This is a genomic window from Streptomyces sp. NPDC034670, assembly GCF_055574875.1.
Window position 1 is genome coordinate 155,889 of sequence record NZ_JBVITR010000003.1, and the last position, 20,015, is coordinate 175,903.

Annotated in this window: 17 protein-coding genes; 2 read left to right on the forward strand and 15 right to left on the reverse strand. The window is 75.3% G+C overall.

All coding sequences use genetic code 11. The features are described 5' to 3' along the window. Positions 1-126: 126 nt before the first annotated feature. Both ACZ56B_RS03420 and ACZ56B_RS03425 read right to left on the reverse strand, forming a co-directional pair. Complete coding sequence (locus ACZ56B_RS03420; protein ID WP_468785741.1) at positions 127-1,005, reverse strand: alpha/beta fold hydrolase; 879 nt, start codon at positions 1,003-1,005, stop codon at positions 127-129. A gap of 512 nt (positions 1,006-1,517) precedes the next feature. After that, complete coding sequence (locus ACZ56B_RS03425; protein WP_468785743.1) at positions 1,518-2,210, reverse strand: metal-dependent transcriptional regulator; 693 nt, start codon at positions 2,208-2,210, stop codon at positions 1,518-1,520. 260 nt (positions 2,211-2,470) lie between these two features. Here ACZ56B_RS03425 and ACZ56B_RS03430 point away from each other — a divergent pair, with 260 nt between their 5' ends. Continuing rightward, the gene (locus ACZ56B_RS03430; protein ID WP_468785745.1) at positions 2,471-3,226 is read left to right on the forward strand and encodes an SIS domain-containing protein; all 756 of its coding nucleotides are present in this window, start codon (positions 2,471-2,473) and stop codon (positions 3,224-3,226) included. An 81-nt stretch (positions 3,227-3,307) separates the two neighbouring features. Here the strand turns inward: ACZ56B_RS03430 and ACZ56B_RS03435 are convergent, their stop codons facing one another. From ACZ56B_RS03435 to ACZ56B_RS03445, 3 genes are all read right to left on the reverse strand, one after another. Further along, positions 3,308-4,753 carry a PAS domain-containing protein gene (locus tag ACZ56B_RS03435; RefSeq protein WP_468785747.1) on the reverse strand — a complete coding sequence of 482 codons (1,446 nt, stop codon included), beginning with the start codon at positions 4,751-4,753 and terminating at the stop codon, positions 3,308-3,310. Positions 4,754-4,936: 183 nt separating this feature from the next. Continuing rightward, on the reverse strand, positions 4,937-5,359 hold the full coding sequence (locus ACZ56B_RS03440; protein WP_468785749.1) for a RidA family protein: 423 nt from the start codon (positions 5,357-5,359) through the stop codon (positions 4,937-4,939). Between the two features lie 348 nt (positions 5,360-5,707). Beyond that, positions 5,708-6,808, reverse strand: a complete 1,101-nt coding sequence (locus ACZ56B_RS03445) for a citrate synthase 2 (RefSeq protein WP_468785751.1) — start codon at positions 6,806-6,808, stop codon at positions 5,708-5,710. A gap of 276 nt (positions 6,809-7,084) precedes the next feature. Here ACZ56B_RS03445 and pdxH point away from each other — a divergent pair, with 276 nt between their 5' ends. Beyond that, positions 7,085-7,771 carry a pyridoxamine 5'-phosphate oxidase gene (gene pdxH / locus ACZ56B_RS03450; RefSeq protein WP_468785753.1) on the forward strand — a complete coding sequence of 229 codons (687 nt, stop codon included), beginning with the start codon at positions 7,085-7,087 and terminating at the stop codon, positions 7,769-7,771. A gap of 90 nt (positions 7,772-7,861) precedes the next feature. Here the strand turns inward: pdxH and ACZ56B_RS03455 are convergent, their stop codons facing one another. The 10 genes from ACZ56B_RS03455 to ACZ56B_RS03500 form a co-directional block, all read right to left on the reverse strand. Further along, positions 7,862-8,419 carry a hypothetical protein gene (locus ACZ56B_RS03455; RefSeq protein ID WP_468785755.1) on the reverse strand — a complete coding sequence of 186 codons (558 nt, stop codon included), beginning with the start codon at positions 8,417-8,419 and terminating at the stop codon, positions 7,862-7,864. A gap of 3 nt (positions 8,420-8,422) precedes the next feature. Beyond that, positions 8,423-9,037, reverse strand: coding sequence for a TetR/AcrR family transcriptional regulator (locus ACZ56B_RS03460; RefSeq protein WP_468785757.1), 615 nt, complete (start codon positions 9,035-9,037; stop codon positions 8,423-8,425). Next, positions 9,025-9,759, reverse strand: a complete 735-nt coding sequence (locus ACZ56B_RS03465) for an enoyl-CoA hydratase family protein (protein WP_468785759.1) — start codon at positions 9,757-9,759, stop codon at positions 9,025-9,027. The genes ACZ56B_RS03460 and ACZ56B_RS03465 overlap by 13 nt, the downstream gene beginning before the upstream one ends. Next, positions 9,756-11,372: a 4-coumarate--CoA ligase family protein gene (locus tag ACZ56B_RS03470; protein WP_468785761.1), complete on the reverse strand. Its 1,617-nt coding sequence runs from the start codon at positions 11,370-11,372 to the stop codon at positions 9,756-9,758. Before ACZ56B_RS03470 ends, ACZ56B_RS03465 begins: the two co-directional genes overlap by 4 nt. An 80-nt stretch (positions 11,373-11,452) precedes the next feature. Further along, complete coding sequence (locus tag ACZ56B_RS03475) at positions 11,453-12,616, reverse strand: acyl-CoA dehydrogenase family protein (protein ID WP_468785763.1); 1,164 nt, start codon at positions 12,614-12,616, stop codon at positions 11,453-11,455. A 108-nt stretch (positions 12,617-12,724) separates the two neighbouring features. Further along, positions 12,725-14,569 (reverse strand): acetyl/propionyl/methylcrotonyl-CoA carboxylase subunit alpha, encoded by a 1,845-nt coding sequence (locus tag ACZ56B_RS03480; RefSeq protein ID WP_468785765.1) that lies wholly within the window; start codon positions 14,567-14,569, stop codon positions 12,725-12,727. Between the two features lie 6 nt (positions 14,570-14,575). Next, the gene (locus ACZ56B_RS03485; protein WP_468785767.1) at positions 14,576-16,174 is read right to left on the reverse strand and encodes an acyl-CoA carboxylase subunit beta; all 1,599 of its coding nucleotides are present in this window, start codon (positions 16,172-16,174) and stop codon (positions 14,576-14,578) included. After that, positions 16,171-17,859, reverse strand: coding sequence for an acyclic terpene utilization AtuA family protein (locus ACZ56B_RS03490; protein WP_468785769.1), 1,689 nt, complete (start codon positions 17,857-17,859; stop codon positions 16,171-16,173). Before ACZ56B_RS03490 ends, ACZ56B_RS03485 begins: the two co-directional genes overlap by 4 nt. After that, positions 17,856-18,650, reverse strand: a complete 795-nt coding sequence (locus ACZ56B_RS03495; RefSeq protein ID WP_468785771.1) for a TIGR03084 family metal-binding protein — start codon at positions 18,648-18,650, stop codon at positions 17,856-17,858. Before ACZ56B_RS03495 ends, ACZ56B_RS03490 begins: the two co-directional genes overlap by 4 nt. A 382-nt stretch (positions 18,651-19,032) precedes the next feature. Continuing rightward, positions 19,033-19,995 (reverse strand): EamA family transporter, encoded by a 963-nt coding sequence (locus ACZ56B_RS03500; protein ID WP_468785773.1) that lies wholly within the window; start codon positions 19,993-19,995, stop codon positions 19,033-19,035. Positions 19,996-20,015: the final 20 nt, after the last annotated feature.

Here is a 20,015-nt window from a genome sequence, read left to right on the forward strand (position 1 = left end):
GGCGCGGGGGGGCCCCGGGCAAGGCGGGGTGCCGTACGGACCCCACCGGGGGAGACAGGGAGGGAGGAAGGGGGGGGGGGGACCCCCCCCCCCCCCCCCCCCCCCCCCCCCCCCCCCCCCGGTGCGTCAGGACCGGCCGAGCGCGTCCAGGAACGGCTCGATCGCCGCCCGCCAGGCCTCCGGCTGGTCGTAGTGGACGAGGTGGCCCGCGTCGGCCACCTCCGCGTACCGGCCGTGCGGCAGGACCCGCACCATCTCCTGGGCCTCCGCGCGGCCCAGCTCGCCGTCGAGGCCGCGGACCACCAGGGCGGGGCAGCGGACCTGGGCCAGTTCCTCCCAGTGGGCGTCGGTCACCCACGCCTCGCGCGAGCGGAGCATCTGCTCCGGGTCGAACACCGGACGCCAGCCGTCCGGGCCCTCGGCCATCACCTCGGCGTAGAACTCGCCGCGGGCGGGGTTGGGCCGCTCCACCCACGGGTCGTCCTCGCCGAACCACTTGCGCACGTCGGCGAGCGTGGCGAACGGGACCGGCCAGGTCCTGAACCACTCGGCCCACTCGTGCTGCGAGGCGCCGCCGAGGGCGGAGGCCCGCATGTCGCAGATGACCAGCCCGCGGACCAGGTCGGGCCGCTTGGCGGCCAGCTGCCACGCCGTCAGCGCGCCCATGGCGTGGCCGATGAGGACGGCCGGGCCGAGGCCGAGCTGCTCGAGGGCGGCCTCGGCGTCGTCGACGTAGGCCTCGCGGGTGAAGGCGGCCCGCGGGGGCTTGTCGCTGCGGCCGTGGCCGCGCTGGTCGAGGGCGACGGCGCGGTGGCGCTCGGAGAGCCAGCGGGCGGTGGGCGCCCAGTGCGAGGCGCGGCCCATCAGACCGTGCAGTAACAGCACGCCCGGGGCGCCCTGCGCGGCGCTCTCCGCCGGGCCGGTACCGCTCTTGACCGGATCGCCGAACTCCCAGGCGGCGAGTCGTACGCCGTCCGCCCCGGTCACGTCGATGCGTCGCGCCATGGTGGTGGCACCCCCAAGTTCCCTGACTGCCCGCTGTCTGCCGTGCTCGCCCTGCCGTTGCCGCTGTCGCCCGCAGGTTATCGAATGCACATTCGAGAATGCCGTTCCGCCTGGCAACACCCCTCGTTCGAGTGACACCTTCCGAGGATTGATCGCCGCGACCCGGGGGAGATCTTCAGCGGGGGGCGGACCGCTCGGGGAAACCGGTCCGCGGGGAATGACCCTGAGAGCTCGGGGCTCCGGGTCAGCGCAGGGGAGGACAGGCCCCGGCGCCGTACGGCGCCGGGGCTCCTCACGTGGTCACGGCACATCGCCCCGCCCCTCCCCGGCCGGGGGCAGCGCCGCCCGGCCGGCCAAGAACCTCTCAGGTCATATGCCCCGTGCAACAGCCTCGCACGCGAACCCGGCGGGCGCCGCGACCCGGCGCACCGGACCGCGGATCCGGCGCGCTCACGTCGCCGCGCCGGCGCGGCCGCGGACGGCGCGGCCGCGGACGGCGCGCCGGACCCCGGTCAGGGCTTGGCGACGAACACGTGGGAGGCGACGCCCGACTCCAGCTCGGCCGCCTCGCCGCCGCTGCCGACCAGCACCCCGCCCGCCGACTCCGTCACGCTCACCACCGAACCGGGCTGCACGCCCGCCCGGCGCAGCGTGTACATCAGCTGCGCGTCCGTCTGGATCGGCTCGCCGATCCGGCGCACCACGACCGTCTTGCCCTCGGGGCCCGGGTCGAGATCGGCCAGCGAGACCATGCCCTCGTGCAGGAACGGGTCGGCGCCGTCCTTCTCGCCGAGCTCCTCCAGCCCCGGGATCGGGTTGCCGTAGGGCGACTCGGTCGGGTGCCGCAGCAGCTCCAGCACGCGACGCTCCACGGCCTCGCTCATCACGTGCTCCCAGCGGCAGGCCTCGGCGTGCACCTGCTCCCACTCCAGACCGATCACGTCGACGAGCAGGCACTCGGCGAGGCGGTGCTTGCGCATCACGCGCGTGGCCAGCCGGCGGCCCTCCTCCGTCAGCTCCAGGTGGCGGTCGCTGGCGACGGACACCAGACCGTCGCGCTCCATCCGCGCCACCGTCTGGCTGACCGTCGGCCCGCTCTGGTCGAGCCGCTCGGCGATCCGGGCGCGCATGGGGACCACACCTTCCTCCTCCAGCTCGAGGATGGTGCGGAGATACATCTCCGTGGTGTCGATCAGTCCGGACATACGTGCCCCTCATGAGATCTGCGATCAGCCCTGCCGGAGGCTGGACGGCTCACCGGCGCGCGCCCCGGCCCAGGACTCAATTCTGACGCATGCGGCTGACAAGCGGGCCGCGCCGTGTCGACGGGGGCTCCCCGCAGGTGCCGCGGCCCCGGCGGACGGCCGCGCCGGCCCCGGGGAGCCGCGCCCCGGCCGCCGTATTGACACGGCACCGGTCCGGACCGCACGGTGATCCGCAGCAGAGCCACCCGAAGGGATGCCCCATGAGCGACCGCACGCCGGCCGGGCTGTTCCTCGACGCCGCGATCGAGCTGCTGCACCGCGTGCGCGACGAGGAGGCCGACGCCGTCGCGGCCGCGGGCACGCTGCTCGCCGACACCGTCGCGGAGGGCGGCCGGCTCTTCGCCTTCGGCGCCGGCCACTCCTCCCTCGCCGCACAGGACCTCGTCTACCGTGCGGGCGGCCTGGCCCTGGTGAACCTGCTCGCCGTCCCGGGCACCGTCGGCGTCGACGTGGTGCCGGCCACGCTGGGCTCCGCCCTGGAGCGGGTCGACGGGCTCGCGGGCGCCGTGCTCGACTCCTCGCCGGTCCGCGCGGGCGACGCCCTGGTGATCGTCTCCCTGTCCGGCCGCAACGCCCTCCCCGTGGAGATGGCCCTCGGCGCCCGCTCCCGGGGCGTGCGGGTCATCGGCGTGACCTCGGTGGCGTACGCGAGCGGGACGACGTCCCGGCACCCCTCCGGGACGTTCCTGAAGGACCACTGCGACCTCGTCCTGGATTCCAAGATCGCGGTGGGCGACGCGGAACTCACCCTCGACAACGTCCCCGCGCCCTTCGCCCCCGCGTCCACGGTCGTCACCACGGCCCTCCTCCAGGCCGTCGCGGCCACCGCCTCCGCCGTCCTGGCCGACCGCGGCATCGAGCCCCCGCTCCTGCGCTCCGGCAACGTGGACGGCGGCCACGAGTGGAACGGCCGCGTCCTCGAGGAGTACCGGGACCGGATCTTCTACCGGCACTGAGCCGCGGACACGGGGCCGCGGACACGGCCCCCGGCGCCGCGCCGCCGGAACCGGTGGGGCACCGCCGGGCCGGCGGGGCGGTCAGGGCCCGTCCGCACGCGTCCCGGTGCTCCCGGCCCCACCCGGCCGCGCGGGCCCCAGCCCCGCCAGGTCCAGCGCCGCGGCGATGTGCACCGCCACGTCCTCCGCGTACACCGCGTCGGAACGCTCGAACCCGTTCCGGCCCGCACCGCGCAGAAACGTCACGGCACCCAGGGTCCGGCCCCGGCTGCGCAGCACCGTGCACAGGGCGTGCACCGCGTCCGTCGGCCACTGCCGCGCCGACGCCCACGCCCGCGCCTCCTCGGCGGCCACGGGCCCCGCGCTCGCCCGCACCGACCCCATCCGCGCCACGCACTGCACCGCCGGGTGGTCCTCGCCGTACCGCACCGGCAGGCCCGCCCGGCCGGCGAGCCTGCTCGGCCCCGGGGCCCCGGACGGCGTGGCCGCGATCCGCACCAGCCGGACCCGCCCCCCGCTCTCCGCCTCCTCCGCCCCGCCGTCGGCGACCCGGTCGATCAGCGCGTGGTCGGCGAACCCGGCGAGCGCGAAGTCCAGGTGGACCGTGGCCGCCTCCGCCGGGTCCTCGCACTCCGCGGCCGCCCGCGCCGCCCGGTGCAGCTGCTGCGCGCGGAACCGCAGCAGCGACGCCTCCTGCTCGCCCTGCCGGGACTCGGTCACGTCCTGGAACATCCAGCCGACACCGAGCGGCACCGGCTCCTCCGCGAGCGGCGACGCCAGCCGCACGAACCCGCTGCGCCAGCACCGCCGCCGCTCGCCCTCCGGCGTCCGCACGCCCACCCACAGGTCGGCGGGCGCGGGCGGCGCGCCCTGGGCCAGCACGTGGGTGAGCGCGCTCTCCAGCTCCTCCACCCCCTGCGCCAGCAGCTCACCGAGCGGCCGCCCCAGCACGGACGTCCGCCCCGTGCCCAGCGCCCGCGCCGCGTGCGGGTTCACCACCGCGGGCCGCAGGTCGGCGTCGACCAGCACGACACCCCAGCTCGCGTCCTCCAGCAGCGCCTCGCTCAGCGCGATCGAACGCTCGAGGTCGATCTGCGTGTGCACCTCGCTGAACGCGCAGTACACCCCCGCCGGCTTCCCGTCCGGCCCGCGCACCGCCGCGGACTGCGTCCGCACCAGCACCCGGCCGCCGTCCTTCGTCAGCAGCGCGAACTCGTGCACCTGCCGGCCCGGCGCGTCCATGGCCGACATCAGCCGCGCCTCGACCTCCTCGGCGTCCGCACGGCGCACCGCCCACCCGGCGAGCCCCGGCCGGCCCACCGCCTCGGCCGCGGTCCACCCGAGGATCCGCTCCGCCTCGCGGTTCCAGTGCGTCACGACCCCGTCCGCGTCGAAGGCGCACAGGGCGGCGTCCATGCCGTCCAGCAACGCGGCGAGCAGATCGGACCCGTCCGGCCCCTCCCGCCCGGGCTCGGGCCCGTCCGGCCCCAGCTCGTCGGTGGCCCCACTACGCCGGGAAGCACTCACCTGGACCCCCTGCAGGCTGCGTCCGCACGTACGGCACGCCGGTTCGCTCACTTGCCACCATTGAACTTGAACGTGATGCAGCACACATCGAGTTCCCGCAAGATTGGGGGAATCGTTGTACGCCCGGCCCGCATGTGTCCACAAGGTGTGCGCGGGAGAGCGCGTCGCCGCAGGTCGCCCCGGTCAGCCCGCCGCCTGCCGCCCGGACGCCGCGGCCCCGCTCCCCCGGCGCGCGTCCACCTCGATCTCGATCCTCATGCGCGGGTCCGCGAGGCCGCACTCCAGCATCGTCGCGGCCGGGCGCACCTCGCCGAAGCACCGCCTCAGCACCGGCCAGCACGGCTCGAAGTCCTCCCGCGCGGGCAGCAGGTACCGCACCCGCACGACGTCGGCGAAGGTGCACCCCGCCTCCTCCAGCGCGGCCCCGATGTTCCGCAGGCACTGCTCGGCCTGCTCCACGACGTCGTCGGGGATCGTCATCGTCGCGTAGTCGAACCCGGTCGTCCCCGACACGTGCACCCGGTCGCCGTCGACGACGGCCCGCGCGTACCCGATCCGCTCCTCGAACACCGACCCGCTGAGAACCGCCCGCCGCATCCCGTCCATGCGCGGCACGCTAGGTGATCACCGCGTGGCCGGCACCGGGATCGCGAAAAAAAGAGGTTGATGTCAGGCGCGGTCGTTTCCTAGGGTTTCAGGTACACGAGAAGGGAGGTGGTTCGGCAGATGTGTGAATACCGGACGCGTGAGGTGGCTGCGGGCTAGCGGCCCGTCACCACATTCCGTGCGGTGCCGGACCAGCGTGCGAGACAAGCGCGCAGCCGGCCCAATCCCCAGCAGTCACCCGACCCGCGAGTCGCCGGTACGTCCGGCCGGCTCCTCCCGAGGGAGGAACCCGACTCGCGGGTCGTCTGCGTTTCCGGGGGCTTTCCCGGGGCCGCGGGGCCCGCTGGGTCAGCGGGTGAGGTCCGCGTAGCCCTCGATCTCGCGCGGGTCGCGGGGGCCCGGGCCGATGTAGCGGGCCGAGGGGCGGACCAGGCGGCCGGTGCGCTTCTGCTCCAGGATGTGGGCCGACCAGCCCGCCGTGCGGGCGCAGGTGAACATCGAGGTGAACATGTGGGCCGGGACCTCGGCGAAGTCCAGGACGATGGCGGCCCAGAACTCGACGTTGGTGGCGAGGACCCGGTCGGGGCGGCGGGCGTGGAGTTCGGCCAGGGCGGCCTTCTCCAGGGCCTCGGCGACCTCGTAGCGCGGGGCGCCGAGTTCGCGGGCGGTGCGGCGCAGGACGCGGGCGCGGGGGTCCTCCGCGCGGTAGACGCGGTGGCCGAAGCCCATGAGGCGTTCGCCCTTGTCGAGGGTCTGCCTCACGTACGCCTCGGCGTCCCCGGTGCGCTCGATCTCCTCGATCATGTGCAGCACCCGGGAGGGCGCCCCGCCGTGCAGCGGGCCGGACATGGCGCCGACGGCGCCCGAGAGGGCCGCCGCCACGTCCGCGCCCGTGGAGGCGATGACGCGGGCGGTGAAGGTGGAGGCGTTCATGCCGTGCTCGGCGGCCGACGTCCAGTACGCGTCGACGGCGGCGACGTGCTTGGGGTCGGGCTCGCCGCGCCAGCGGATCATGAAGCGCTCGACGACGGAGTGCGCCTTGTCTATCTCGCGCTGCGGGACCATGGGCAGGCCCTGGCCGCGGGCGGACTGGGCGACGTAGGAGAGGGCCATCACCGCGGCGCGGGCGAGGTCCTCGCGGGCCTGCTCGGCATCGATGTCGAGCAGGGGTTTCAGGCCCCAGACGGGTGCCAGCATGGCGAGCGCGGACTGGACGTCGACGCGGATGTCGCCGGAGTGCACGGGGATGGGGAACGGCTCGGCGGGCGGCAGGCCGGGGGCGAAGGCCCCGTCGACGAGCAGCCCCCAGACGTTGCCGAAGGAGACGTGTCCGACCAGATCCTCGATGTCGACGCCCCGGTACCGCAGGGCGCCACCCTCCTTGTCCGGTTCGGCGATCTCCGTTTCGAACGCGACGACTCCTTCGAGCCCGGGTACGAAGTCGGACATCAGGCGGCTCCTCGTCAGGTGGGTGACGGATGGGGTTGTGGGTGGTGCGGCCACGGGCCGGCCGACGGAAGGCGGGTGCGTCCGGTGGATCCGCGGTCGGCTCACGGGACTCGCGGTCCTGGACGTACCCCTGTGATGCCCGGCTGGCGGTCACCCAATCGGATCAGTGCCAGCACGATATCCCCGAGTGCCACTTTTGGGGAGGGCCTGCGGCACTGAGTGCCACTGGCATGGCTTCCGTCCGGTGGGGACGCCTCCTCCCCGCGGGGCGCGTCCATGCGGCAGGATGACGGCGTGACCGACCGAGACGCCGTTCCCTTCGATCTCGCCTCGATGCGCAAGCACTACCGGGCCGAGGGGCTCCTCGAGACCGACCTGGCCGCCACTCCCGTCGAGCAGTTCGCGCGCTGGTTCAAGCAGGCCGCGACGGAGGGCGGGCTGTTCGAGCCGAACGCCATGGTCGTCTCCACGGCGGACGCGGAGGGCCGGCCCAGTTCCCGCACGGTGCTGCTGAAGCACTTCGACGACGACGGGTTCGTCTTCTACACGAACTACGACTCCCGCAAGGGCCGCGACCTGGCGGCGAACCCGCACGTCTCGCTGCTGTTCCCCTGGCACCCGATGGCCCGGCAGGTCGTCGTCGCCGGCACCGCGCGGCGCACCGGCCGGGACGAGACGGCCCGCTACTTCCGCACCCGGCCGCACGGCTCCCAGCTCGGCGCGTGGGCCAGCGGCCAGTCGTCGGTGATCGCCGGCCGTGCGGAGCTGGACGCCGCCTACGCCGAGCTGGCCGCCCGGTACCCGGAGGGCGAGCAGGTCCCGGTGCCGCCGCACTGGGGCGGCTTCCGGGTGGTCCCGCGGACGGTGGAGTTCTGGCAGGGCCGCGAGAACCGGCTGCACGACCGGTTGCGGTATGTGGCCGGGGCGGACGGGGGCTGGCGGGTGGAGCGGCTCAGCCCGTGAACGAGCGGGCGCCCCGCGGGCGGGACGGGGCCGCGGGGCGCCCGCCGCGCGGTGCGCGGGGCACGCGGGCGGGCGTGACCGCGCGGGTTCTCACAGCTTGCCCCGCACGTACGCGGTGCGGTGCCCGCCCAGCGCCCCGGCCGTCCGGGCGCGGAACCGCGGGCTGAGCTCGGGCCGGTTGCGGAACTCCAGGCCCAGGTGGCCGACGGCGAGGGGCGCCTCGTCCCAGGTCCAGTCCGGGACGGGGACGGCCGCGGCGCAGGCGGGGCAGCCGACGGTGGCGGCGCCCTCGTCGTACCAGGTCCGCATGGCGGTGCCGAACCGCTGCCAGGCCGCGTCGTCCAGTGCGGTGGCCGATCCGCAGCGCGGGCAGAGGGCCGCGCCCGGCATGTCCGCGCCGCTGGTGAAGCCGGTGCGGCCGGTGCGCACGGCGAGGCCGTCGGAGGGGGGCCGGTCCCGGTCGTCGGTCACCGCCCGGTGCCAGAAGGGGCCCGGCGGGTGCCCCGGGGGTCCTCCCGGCACGCACGGGGTGCGCTCGGCGAGCACGACGCCCTCGGCCGCGAGCCACGCGACCGCGCGGGCCGCGAGCCGTTCCGCCTCCGTCCCGGCCGCGTCGAGGTCGACGATCACCTGCAGGAAGTCGCCCACGGGTCAGCCCAGCGCCGTGTCCAGCAGCGTCGCCCACTGCCCCACCACCCGTTCGCGGCGGGCCGTGTCGTCGGTGAGGAGGTTGGCCAGGCCCAGGCCGCGGGCCATGTCGAGGAGGCCCTGGACGGTCTCGCGGACGCCGGGGCGGGTCTCGTCGGCGCCGAGGAGTTCCACGGCGATGCGGTGGGTCTCGCGGCCGACGCGCGCCTCCAGCTCGGTCACCCGCGGGCGCAGCTGCTCCTCGTCGGAGGCGGCGACCCACAGGTGGAGGGCGGCGCGGAAGAGGGGGCCGGTGTAGAGGTCGACCAGTGCCGCGACCACCGCGCGGCGGTCCCCGGCCGCCGCGCCCTCGGGGAACAGCGCGCGCAGGGCGGTGGAGCGTTCCTCGGCGACGTACTCGACGGCGGCGGTGAAGAGGTCCTCGCGGGTGGGGAAGTGGTGCTGGGCGGCGCCCCGGGAGACGCCGGCGCGTTCGGCGACGACGGACACCGTGGAGCCCGCCCAGCCGTGCGCGGCGAGGCAGGCCACGGCGGCTTCCAGGAGCCGCTGCCGGGTGGCCCGGCTGCGGTCCTGCTTGGGGACTCGTTCCGCACGGTCGGTCGTGCTCACACCACCCACTCCGGATCCCGTCGTTCGAGGAAGGCCGTCATCCCTTCGCGCGCGGTGGCGGAGGAGAAGAGCCGGGCCGAGAGCGCGGTCAGGTCGGCCGCGTCCCGGTCGAAGGTCTCCAGCACCCTAGCCGTGAGCAGCCGTTTCGTCTCGGCCAGGGCTTCGGGGGCGGCTCTGCGCAGGCCGTCGAGGATCGGGGCGAGGACGGCGTCGACGTCGTCGCCGGCGGCGGTGAGCAGGCCGATGCGGGCGGCTTCGGCGGCGTCGAGGCGTTCCCCGGTGAGGTAGTAGCGGGCGAGGGCGCGCGGGTCGGTGCGGGGCACGACCGGCAGGGAGACGACGGCGGGGGCGACGCCGATGCGGACCTCGGTGAAGGCGAAGGTGGCGGTGTGGGCGGCGGCGGCGATGTCGCAGGCGGTCAGCAGGCCGAGGCCGCCCGCGCGCACGTGCCCGGTGACCCGGGCGACGACCGGCTTGGGCAGTTCGACGATCTGCCGCAGCAGGCCGGTCAGGGCCTCGGGCGCGGGCGGGTCGCGCAGGTCGGCGCCGGCGCTGAAGGCGGTGCCGGTGTGGGTGAGGACGACCGCGCGGACGGCGGTGTCCCGGCCGGTGTCGGTGAGCGCGTCGGCCAGTTCGCCGACGAGGGTCGCGGACAGGGCGTTGCGGCGTTCCGGGGCGTCGAGGCTGAGCGTTTCGACGCCCCGCTCGCGGGTGCGGCCGATCAGGGTCACGAGGGCTCCTCGTGCGTCGCGCGGAGTTCGCGGCGCAGGATCTTGCCGGAGGCGGCGCGGGGGACGGTGTCGAGGAAGGTGACCTGCCGGATCCGCTTGTAGGGGGCGACGCGTTCGGCGACGTACCCCATGACCTCCGCCGCGGAGAGGTCCGGGGCGGACGGCCGGCGCACCACGTGGGCGTGCGGGACCTCGTTGCCGTCCTCGTCGTGGACGCCGACGACGGCCGCGTCGGCGATGCCGGGGTGGGTGAGGAGCAGTGCCTCGAGTTCGGCGGGGGCGACCTGGAAGCCCTTGTACTTGATGAGTTCCTTCACGCGGTCGACGACGAAGAGCCAGCCTCCCCCGCTCCCGGCTCCGCTCGAGCGGGAGGTGTCGCCACCGTCCACGTACCCGACGTCCCCGGTGTGCAGCCAGCCGTCCCGGTCGATGATCGCGGCGGTGGCGTCGGGCCGGCCGAGGTAGCCCTTCATCACCTGGGGGCCGCGGATGAGGATCTCGCCGGGCTCGCCGGGCCCGAGGTCCTTGCCCGGGTCGTCGAGGGAGACGATCCGCATCTCGGTGCCGGCGAGCAGCTTGCCGACGGTGCCGGGCGGCGCGTCGTGCATCGCGTCCAGCGGGACGACGTGGGTGCCCGGTGACAGTTCCGTCATGCCGTAGGCCTGGCCGACGGGCGGCAGGCCGAGCCGCCGGGAGCAGGCGGCGGCGAGGCGCGCGTCCAGGGGTGCGGCGGCGCTGACGATGTGCTTCAGGGAGGACAGGTCGTACCGGTCGGCCAGCGGGTGCTTGGCGAGGGCCAGCACGATCGGCGGGGCGACGTACAGGCCGGTGATGCGGTGGTCCTGGATGGCCGCGAGGAACGTCTCGAGGTCGAAGCGGGGCAGCACGACGACGGTGGCGCCCTGGCTCAGGGGGGCGTTCATGAGGGCGGTCAGCCCGTAGATGTGGAAGAGGGGCAGCACGGCGAGGATGCGGTCGCCGGGGCCGGCCGTGATCGAGGGCTGGAGCTGGGCCAGGTTGGTGGCGATCTGGCGGTGGGTGAGCATCACGCCCTTGGGGGTGCCGGTGGTGCCGGAGGAGTACGGCAGGGCGGCGACGTCCTCGGCGGGGTCGATGTCGACCGCGGGCTCGGGGGCGGTGGAGCCCAGCATGTCGGTCAGGGACCGGTGTCCGGGCGCGTTGTCGCAGACGAAGACCTCCCGCACCCCGCTCGCGAGTTCGGCGGCCCTGCGCGCGGTGTCCAGCAGCGGCGAGACGGTGACGATCCAGCGGGCCGAGGCGTCCTCCAGCTGCTTGGCGAACTCCTCGGCGGTGGCGAGCGGGTGGACGGTGGTGACGGACGCGCCCGCGCGGGTGGCCGCGTAGAACGCGGTGGGGAAGGCGATGGTGTTGGGGCTGTGCAGGGCGAGCACGTCGCCCTTGCGCACGCCGGCCTCGGCCAGCCCGGCGGCGACCCGCCGGTGGAAGCGGTCGAGCTGCTCGTAGGTGAGGGTGGTGCCGTCGGTGCCGTCGACGAGCGCGGGGGTGCTCCCGAATTCGGCGGCCCGGCCCAGTACGGCTTCGTGGATGGGGAGTTCGACGGGTGGGACGTCTGCGTACTCGCTGCGGAACACGGTTCCTCCAAAGCGCTCAGGGGCTTTCGTCCGGACCGGGCCGGGCCCCGCGGGGTCCGGCCCGGTCCGGACGGAAGGCGCTAGTACGACTTGGGCAGGCCCAGCGTCTGGTGGGAGACGTAGTTGAGGATCATTTCCCGGCTCACCGGGGCGATGCGGGACACCCGCGCGGCCGTTATCAGCGAGGCGAGCCCGTACTCGCGCGTGAGGCCGTTCCCGCCGAGGGTGTGCACGGCCTGGTCGACGGCCTTCACGCAGGCCTCCCCGGCCGCGTACTTGGCCATGTTGGCGGCCTCGCCGGCGCCGGTGTCGTCACCGGCGTCGCACAGGTGGGCGGCCTTCTGCGTCATCAGGCGGGCCGTCTCCAGTTCGATGTGCGCCTGGGCGAGGGGGTGGGCGATGGCCTGGTGGGCGCCGATGGGGACCGTCCAGACGGTGCGTTCGCGGGCGTACGCGACGGCCCTGGCGAGGGCGTAGCGGCCCATGCCGATGGCGAAGGCGGCGCCCATGATGCGCTCGGGGTTGAGGCCGGCGAAGAGCTGGAGCAGGCCCGCTTCCTCGTCCCCCACCAACGCCCCCGCGGGGAGCCGCACGTCGTCGAGGAGCAGCTCGAACTGCTTCTCGGAGGCGTTGAGTTCCATGTCGATGACGTGCCGCCGGAAGCCGTCGGTGTCGCGCGGGACGATGAACAGGCAGGGTTTGAGCCTCCCGGTGCGGGCGTCCTCGGTCCGGCCGACGACGAGCGTCGCGTCGGCGGTGTCCACCCCGGAGACGAACACCTTGCGGCCGGTGAGCAGCCAGTCGCCGGTGCCGGTGTCGCGCCGCGCGGTGGTGGTGATGCGGTGGGAGTTGGAGCCGGCGTCGGGTTCGGTGATGCCGAAGGCCATGGTGCGGGTGCCGTCGGCGAGGGCGGGCAGCCACTCCCGTTTCTGCTCCTCGGTGCCGAAGCGGGCGATGACGGTGCCGCAGATCGCCGGGGAGACCACCAGCATGAGCAGGGGGCAGCCGGCCGCGCCCAGCTCCTCCAGGACGATGGAGAGTTCGGCGATGCCGCCGCCTCCGCCGCCGTACTCCTCGGGCAGGTTGACGCCGAGGTAGCCGAGCTCGGCGGCCTCCGTCCAGAGTTCCGCGGGGTGGCGGCCGGAGGAGACGGCGTCGGTGAGGTAGTCGCGGCCGTACTTGGCGCCCAGGGCGGCCACGGCCGCGCGGAGGGCCTGGTGCTCTTCTGTCTCGATCACGGGCATGAGCGCTCCTAGGGGGAGGGGCTTCGCGTCGTGCGGAGGGTGCGGGTGGTGCGGGTGGTGCGGGGCTCCCGCGCGGTGGCCGCGTGCCGGGCACGGCCGCGCGTGCCCCTACGGGGCCGCTTCCACGACCGCCAGGAGGGTGCCGACCTCCACCTGCTGTCCAGCCGTGACGTGGAGGGCGCTCAGGACTCCCGTGGCCGGCGCCGTGATCCGGTGCTGCATCTTCATGGCCTCCAGCCACAGCAGGGGCTGTCCGGCCTCCACCCCGGCTCCCGCGGCCAGGCCCTCCGCGACGCGGACGACCGTGCCCGGCATGGGGGCGAGGAGGGAGCCGGGGGCGTGCTGGGCGGTGGGGTCGGGGAAGCGGGGCAGGGCGGTGAGGGCGGTGGTGCCCGCGTACACGCGGTCGCCGTAGCGGCTGACCTCGTAGCGGTGCCGCACGCCGTCCACGTCGAGGATCACGAGTCCCGCGTCGGCGTGCACGACCCGCACCCCGTCGGCGGCGAGCCCCTCGCGCGTGTGCCGGTAGCGGACCTCGTGTTCCTCCCCCGCCGTCGCGTACCGCTTGACCTGCGGCCGGGAGGGGACGTTGCGCCAGCCGCCGAAGCGGGAGCGGCCACAGGCGTCGGCGAGGGCGGCGGCGAGCGGGGCGTGCGGATCCACGGCGGGGGTGGTCAGCCCGGGCAGGTGGCGGTCGTAGAAGCCGGTGTCCGTGCGGGCCCGGGCGAACTCCTCGTGCCGCAGGGAGCGGACGAGGAGGTCCCGGTTGGTGACGGGGCCGTGGATCACCGCGCGGTCGAGGGCGGAGGCGAGCTTGCGGACCGCCTCCGCGCGGGTGGGCGCGTGGGCGACGACCTTGGCGAGCAGGGGGTCGTAGTGGACGCCGACGTCGTCGCCGTCGGCGTAGCCGGTGTCCAGGCGCACGGCGCCGGGGACGGCGAGGCGGTGCAGGCGGCCGGTCTGCGGGGCCCAGTCGCGGGCGGGGTCCTCGGCGTAGAGGCGGGCCTCCACGGCGTGGCCGTGCGGGCGGGGAGGATCGCCCCGGAGGGCGTGGCCCTCGGCGACGCGGATCTGTTCGGCGACGAGGTCGATCCCGAACACCGCCTCCGTCACCGGGTGTTCCACCTGGAGGCGGGTGTTCATCTCCAGGAAGTGCGCCCGGTCGCCGGCGACGAGGAACTCCACCGTCCCGGCGCCGGCGTAGGAGACGGCACGCGCGGCGCGCACGGCGAGGGTGCGGAGTTCCTCGGTGAGCCGTGCGGACAGCCCGGGGGCCGGGGCCTCCTCGATCACCTTCTGGTGGCGGCGCTGGAGGGAGCAGTCGCGGGTGCCGAGCGTCCACACCGTGCCGTGCGTGTCGGCGAGCACCTGCACCTCGACGTGGCGTCCGCCCTCCACGTACGGCTCGACGAACACCTCGCCGTCGCCGAAGGCGCTCGCGGCCTCCGCGCGGGCGGCGGCCAGTTCGGCGTCCAGGTCCGCGAGGCGGCGTACGACGCGCATGCCGCGTCCGCCGCCGCCCGCCGCCGCCTTCACCAGCACCGGCAGGTCCGCCCCGGTGACCTCGCGCAGGGGCTCGACGCCCATCAGCTCCTTGGCGCGGGTCTTGGACGCCATCGCCTCGATCGCCTCCGGGGGCGGCCCGATCCACACCAGTCCCGCGTCCCGGACGGCCCGCGCGAAGTCCGCGTTCTCGGAGAGGAAGCCGTAGCCGGGGTGCACGGCGTCCGCGCCGGCCGCGAGGGCGGCCTTCACGATCAGGTCGCCGCGCAGGTAGGTGTCGGCGGGCGCCGCCCCCGGCAGCCGCACCGCCGTGTCGGCCCGGCGTACGTGCAGGGCGTCCCCGTCGGCGTCCGAGTGCACGGCGACCGTGCGGATGCCCAGCTCACGGCAGGTGCGGACGATGCGGCAGGCGATCTCGCCCCGGTTCGCCACCAGTACGGAAGCAATCATGGTCCCTCACATCCGGAAGACGCCGAAGCCGCCGCGCGCGCCCCGGTAGGGCGCGGTGTGGACGGCCGACAGGCACAGGCCGAGGACGGTGCGGGTGTCGCGCGGGTCGATGACGCCGTCGTCGTACAGCCGCCCGGACAGGAACATCGGGAGTGACTCGGACTCGATCTGCTGCTCCACCACGGCGCGCAGCGCCGCGTCCGCCTCGTCGTCGTAGGGCCGTCCCTTCGCCGCCGCGGACTGCCGGGCGACGAGGGAGAGCACCCCGGCGAGCTGCTGCGGGCCCATGACGGCGGACTTGGCGCTGGGCCAGGCGAACAGGAACCGCGGGTCGTAGGCGCGGCCGCACATGCCGTAGTGCCCGGCGCCGTAGGAGGCGCCCAGGAGGACGGACAGGTGGGGGACCTTCGAGTTGCTGACCGCGTTGATCATCATCGCGCCGTGCTTGATGATGCCGCCCTGCTCGTACTCCTTGCCGACCATGTAGCCGGTGGTGTTGTGCAGGAACACGAGCGGGATGTCGCGCTGGTTGGCGAGCTGGATGAACTGGGCGGCCTTCTGGGACTCCTCGCTGAACAGGACCCCCCGGGCGTTGGCGAGGACGCCGACGGGATAGCCGTGCAGGGCGGCCCAGCCGGTGGTGAGGCTGGTGCCGTACAGCGGTTTGAACTCGTCGAAGTCGGAGGCGTCGACGATCCGCGCGATCACCTCGTGCGGGTCGAAGGGGGTCCTCAGGTCGTCGGGGACGACGCCGAGGAGTTCGTCCTCGGCGTGCGCGGGGGGCGCCGCCGGACCCGGATCGGGGTACGCCTTGCGGTGGTTGAGGCGGGCCACGACCCGGCGGGCCTGGCGGAGCGCGTCCGGCTCGTCGACGGCGAAGTGGTCGGCGAGGCCCGACACCCGCGCGTGCATGTCGGCGCCGCCCAGGGACTCGTCGTCGCTCTCCTCCCCGGTGGCCATCTTCACCAGCGGCGGGCCGCCGAGGAACACCTTCGCCCGCTCCTTGACCATGATCACGTGGTCGGACATGCCGGGGACGTACGCGCCCCCGGCCGTGGAGTTGCCGAAGACGACGGCGATCGTGGGGACGCCGGCCGCCGACAGCCGGGTCAGGTCCCGGAAGAGCGCGCCGCCGGGGATGAAGATCTCCTTCTGGGAGGGCAGGTCGGCGCCGCCGGACTCCACCAGGCTGATCACGGGCAGCCGGTTGGCGAGCGCGATGTCGTGGGCGCGCAGGGCCTTCCGCAGGCTCCAGGGGTTGCTGGCGCCGCCGCGCACGGTCGGGTCGTTGGCGGTGATCAGGCACTCCACGCCCGCGACGACGCCGATGCCGGTGACCAGTGAGGCGCCGACGGTGTAGTCGCTGCCCCACGCGGCCAGCGGGGACAGCTCCAGGAAGGGCGTGTCGGGGTCGAGGAGCAGCTCGACGCGTTCGCGGGCGAGCAGCTTGCCGCGCCCCCGGTGCCGCTCGACGTACTTCTCGCCGCCGCCCGCGAGGGCCTTGGCGTGCTCGGCGTCGAGCGCGGCGAGCTTGGCGAGCATGGCCTCGCGGGCGGCCCGGTAGTCGGGGCCCGTGGTGTCCAGGGCGGAGCCGAGGACCGTCACAGCAGCACCTCCGGGATGTCCAGGTGGCGGGAGCGCAGCCATTCGCCGAGCGCCTTGGCCTGCGGGTCGAAGCGGGCCCGTGCGGCGACGCCCTCGCCGAGGAGGCCCTCGACGAGGAAGTTCACGGCGCGCAGGTTCGGCAGGACGTGCCGGGTGACGGGCAGTGCGCGGGTCTCGGGGAGCAGTTCCCGCAGCCGCTCGGCGGTCAGCTCGTGCGCGAGCCACCGCCAGGCGTCGTCGGAGCGGACCCAGACGCCGACGTTGGCGTTCCCGCCCTTGTCGCCGCTGCGGGCGCCGGCGAGGAGGCCGAGGGGTGCTCTCCTCGTGGGCCCCGGGGGCAGCGGCTCGGGGAGCGCGGGCTCCGGTACGTCGGCGAGTACGGCGGTGTCGTGGGCCGGCGGCACGGGGACACGGCGTCCGTCGTGGAGGACGGCCACATGGTCGACAGCGCCCTGGGGGACGTACGTCTCCTCGAAAACCCCGTAGGGGGAGCCCCTCCCCGGGGGTGCGAGCACGTGGAACCCGGGGTAGCTGGCCAGCGCCAGCTCGACGGCGGCCCCGGTCAGGGCCCGCCCGACCGCCTCCTGGCCGGGGTCCCGGACGACGAGCCGCAGCAGTGCGCTGGCGGTCTCCTCGGTGGCGGCGTCGGGCCGGTCGGTGCGGACGAGGTCCCAGCGCACCTCGGCGGGCGGCGCCCCGGCGAGCGCGTCGGTCATCTGCTCCTTCACCAGGTCCGCCTTGGCCTCGACGTCGAGGCCGGTGAGGACGAACACGACCTCGTTGCGGAAGCCGCCGAGCCGGTTGACCCCGACCTTGAGCGCGGGCGGCGGGGCCTCGCCCCGGACCCCCTCGACGCGCACCCGGTCGGGCCCGTCCTGCCGCAGCCGCACGGTGTCCAGCCGCGCGGTGACGTCCGGCCCGGCGTACCGGGCGCCGCCCGTCTCGTACAGCAGCTGCGCGGTGACCGTGCCGACGTCGACGAAGCCGCCGGTGCCGGGGTGCTTGGTGACGACGCAGGTGCCGTCGGCGTGGATCTCGGCGAGCGGGAAGCCGGGCCGCCGGACGTCGCGCGGGCGTTCGCCGAAGAAGGCGTAGTTCCCGCCGGTGGCCTGCGTCCCGCACTCCAGCACGTGCCCGGCGACGACGGCCCCCGCGAGCCGGTCGTGCTCCGTCGGCGCCCAGCCGAAGTGCGCGGCGGCGGGCCCGGTGACCAGGGCCGCGTCGGTGACCCGCCCGGTGACGACCACGTCGGCGCCCGCGCGCAGGCACTCCGCGATGCCGAAGCCGCCGAGGTAGGCGTGGGCGGCGAGGCTGCCGGGGTGGCGCGCGGTGAGGTCGTCGCCCTCGACGTGGGCGACCCGGACGGGGAGGCCGAGCCGGCCGGCCAGGGCGCGCACGGCGCCGGCGAGTCCGGCCGGGTCGAGCCCGCCCGCGTTGGTGACGATCCTGACGCCCCGCTCGCGGGCGAGGCCGAGGGTCTCCTCCAGTTGCCGCAGGAAGGTGCGGGCGTATCCGGCGGCGGGGTCCTTCAGCCGGTCGCGGGCGAGGATCAGCATGGTCAGTTCGGCGAGGTAGTCGCCGGTGAGGACGTCGGCCCCGCCGCCGGTGAGCATCTCGCGCAGGGCGTCCGCGCGGTCGCCGTAGAAGCCGGAGAAGTTGCCGACGCGCAGGGGCGCGGCCGTCACGGGGCGTCCCCCTTCGGCGCCCGCCCGCCGCCGGGCGGACCGGCGAAGGCCTGGGCGATGTCCAGCCAGCGGTCGGCGTCGGGGCCGTCGGCGGTGAGGGCGAGGTCGGCGCGGTGGGCGCGCCGGGTGACCAGGAGGCAGAAGTCGAGCGCGGGGCCGGTGACGCGCTGGGGGGCGTCCTCGGGGCCGTGGGCCCACACCTCGCCGCCCGGTCCGGTGAGCTCGACCCGGAAGGGGTCGGCGGGCGGGGTGAGCCCGTGCGCCCCGTGGGCGAAGTCGCGGGTGCGCACCCCGAGCCGCACCACGTGCCGGAGCCGGTCGGTGGGGGGTCGCACCACACCGAGCGCGTCGGCCACGTCCAGTCCGTGGGCCCAGGTCTCCATGAGGCGGGCGGTGGCCATGGATGCGGCGGACATGGGCGGCCCGTACCAGGGGAACCGCGCCCCGGCCGGGGCCCGGCGCAGCGCCTCCTCCAGCGCCGCGCGCCCCTCGCGCCACCGTGTGAGCAGCGCGCCGGGCGCGGACCGGGCGTACTCCTCGGCGCCGTCGTCGACGAAGGTGTCCGGGGCGGCGAGGGCCCCCTCGGCCAGGGCGCGGAACCCGTCCGCGTCCGTGACGGCGAGCAGCGCCGAGCGGTCGGTCCAGGCGAGGTGGGCGATCTGGTGGGCCACGGTCCAGCCCGGGGAGGGCGTCCCCCGCGCCCACCGCTCCGGGTCCAGAGCGGCCACCAGCCGGTCGAGCTCCTCGCTCTCCTCCCGCAGATCGTCGATCACGGGCGTCGGATCGGACACGGTGCGCTCCCCTCGGGGCACGGACACGGCGGTGTGCGGCGCGGTTGCGGGGAGCATGGCAGCGGGACGGGAAACAAGCAAGCGCGCTTGCATGAATTTATCCGCGCAGCGGGCCGTGACGGCGACGGGAAGACGCCCGGCCGCCGCCGGAGAAGCGGATCGGGCCTCTCCTGCCGGATCGTGACGGGTGCCGAACGGGGCGTGGCCAGGTGGACGAAGAAGCCCCCGGCACGAACGCGTGCTTCGCGCCCTCGTCCGCCCCTCGTCCACCCCTTCGTCCGCGGGCCCGTGGACGAAGGGGTGCCTCCGCCGCCCCGGCCGGTTCGTCCGGGACGCGGGGACGGCTCCGGTCCCGCCGCGTCCTTGCGCGTCGCGGCGTCCGTCAGGAAGCGGTTCCCGGCCCCTTCGCGCGCCCCCGGCCCACCTGGCTCCGCACCGCCCCCATGCTCGCCGCGATGACCAGGGCGATGGCGGCGGCCTCGGTGGTGGTCAGGGCCTGGTCGAGGACGAGGAAGCCCGCGGTGGCCGCGAGGGCCGGTTCCAGGCTCATCAGGATCGCGAAGGTGGACGCGGGCAGCCGGCGCAGGGCGAGGAGCTCCAGGGTGTAGGGCAGGACGGACGACAGCAGGGCGACCGCCGCGCCCAGGGCGAGGATCACGGGGTCGACGAGCCTGGCGCCGGACTCGGCGATGCCCAGCGGCAGGAAGAGCAGCGCGCCCACCGCCATGGCGAGGGCGAGCCCGTCGGCCTGCGGGAAGCGGCGGCCGGTACGGGCGCTGAAGACGATGTAGGCCGCCCACATGGCGCCGGCGCCCAGGGCGAACGCGGCGCCCGCGGGATCGAGGCCGCCGAGGCTCCCGCCGCCCAGCAGGAACACGCCGGCCAGGGCGAGGGCGGCCCAGAGGAGGTTGATCGCCCGCCGGGAGGCCAGGACGGACAGCGCGAGCGGGCCGAGGACCTCCAGGGTGACCGCCGTGCCGAGGGGGATGCGGGCGGCGGCCTGGTAGAAGAGGCCGTTCATCCCGGCCATGGCGACGCCGAAGACGATCACCGTGCCCCAGTCGGCCCGGGAGTGGCCGCGCAGCCGGGGGCGGCAGACCAGGAGCAGGACGACGGCCGCGACCGCCAGGCGCAGGGCGACGATGCCGAGGGCGCCGGCCCGGGGCATCAGCGTCACCGCCAGCGCCCCGCCGAACTGCACGGAGACGCCGCCGGCGAGGACCAGGCCCACCGGGCCCAGGGAGCCCCAGCGGCCCGGTCCGGGGGCGGGGCCGACGGACCGCGCCGCCTCGGGGACGGCGGTGGCCGGGATCGGGGGGCCGGGGGTGGCGCTGGGGCTGCTCACGGGACCTTCCGGGGACGGGA

Bases quoted from the DNA above. Each gene is read 5' to 3' on its own strand.
- ACZ56B_RS03445 (WP_468785751.1), bottom strand. From the start codon at position 6,808: ATGTCCGACTTCGTACCCGGGCTCGAAGGAGTCGTCGCGTTCGAAACG.
- ACZ56B_RS03430 (WP_468785745.1), top strand. From the start codon at position 2,471: ATGAGCGACCGCACGCCGGCCGGGCTGTTCCTCGACGCCGCGATCGAG.
- ACZ56B_RS03420 (WP_468785741.1), bottom strand. From the start codon at position 1,005: ATGGCGCGACGCATCGACGTGACCGGGGCGGACGGCGTACGACTCGCC.
- ACZ56B_RS03475 (WP_468785763.1), bottom strand. From the start codon at position 12,616: ATGCCCGTGATCGAGACAGAAGAGCACCAGGCCCTCCGCGCGGCCGTG.
- ACZ56B_RS03480 (WP_468785765.1), bottom strand. From the start codon at position 14,569: ATGATTGCTTCCGTACTGGTGGCGAACCGGGGCGAGATCGCCTGCCGC.
- ACZ56B_RS03440 (WP_468785749.1), bottom strand. From the start codon at position 5,359: ATGGACGGGATGCGGCGGGCGGTTCTCAGCGGGTCGGTGTTCGAGGAG.
- pdxH (WP_468785753.1), top strand. From the start codon at position 7,085: ATGCGGCAGGATGACGGCGTGACCGACCGAGACGCCGTTCCCTTCGAT.
- ACZ56B_RS03425 (WP_468785743.1), bottom strand. From the start codon at position 2,210: ATGTCCGGACTGATCGACACCACGGAGATGTATCTCCGCACCATCCTC.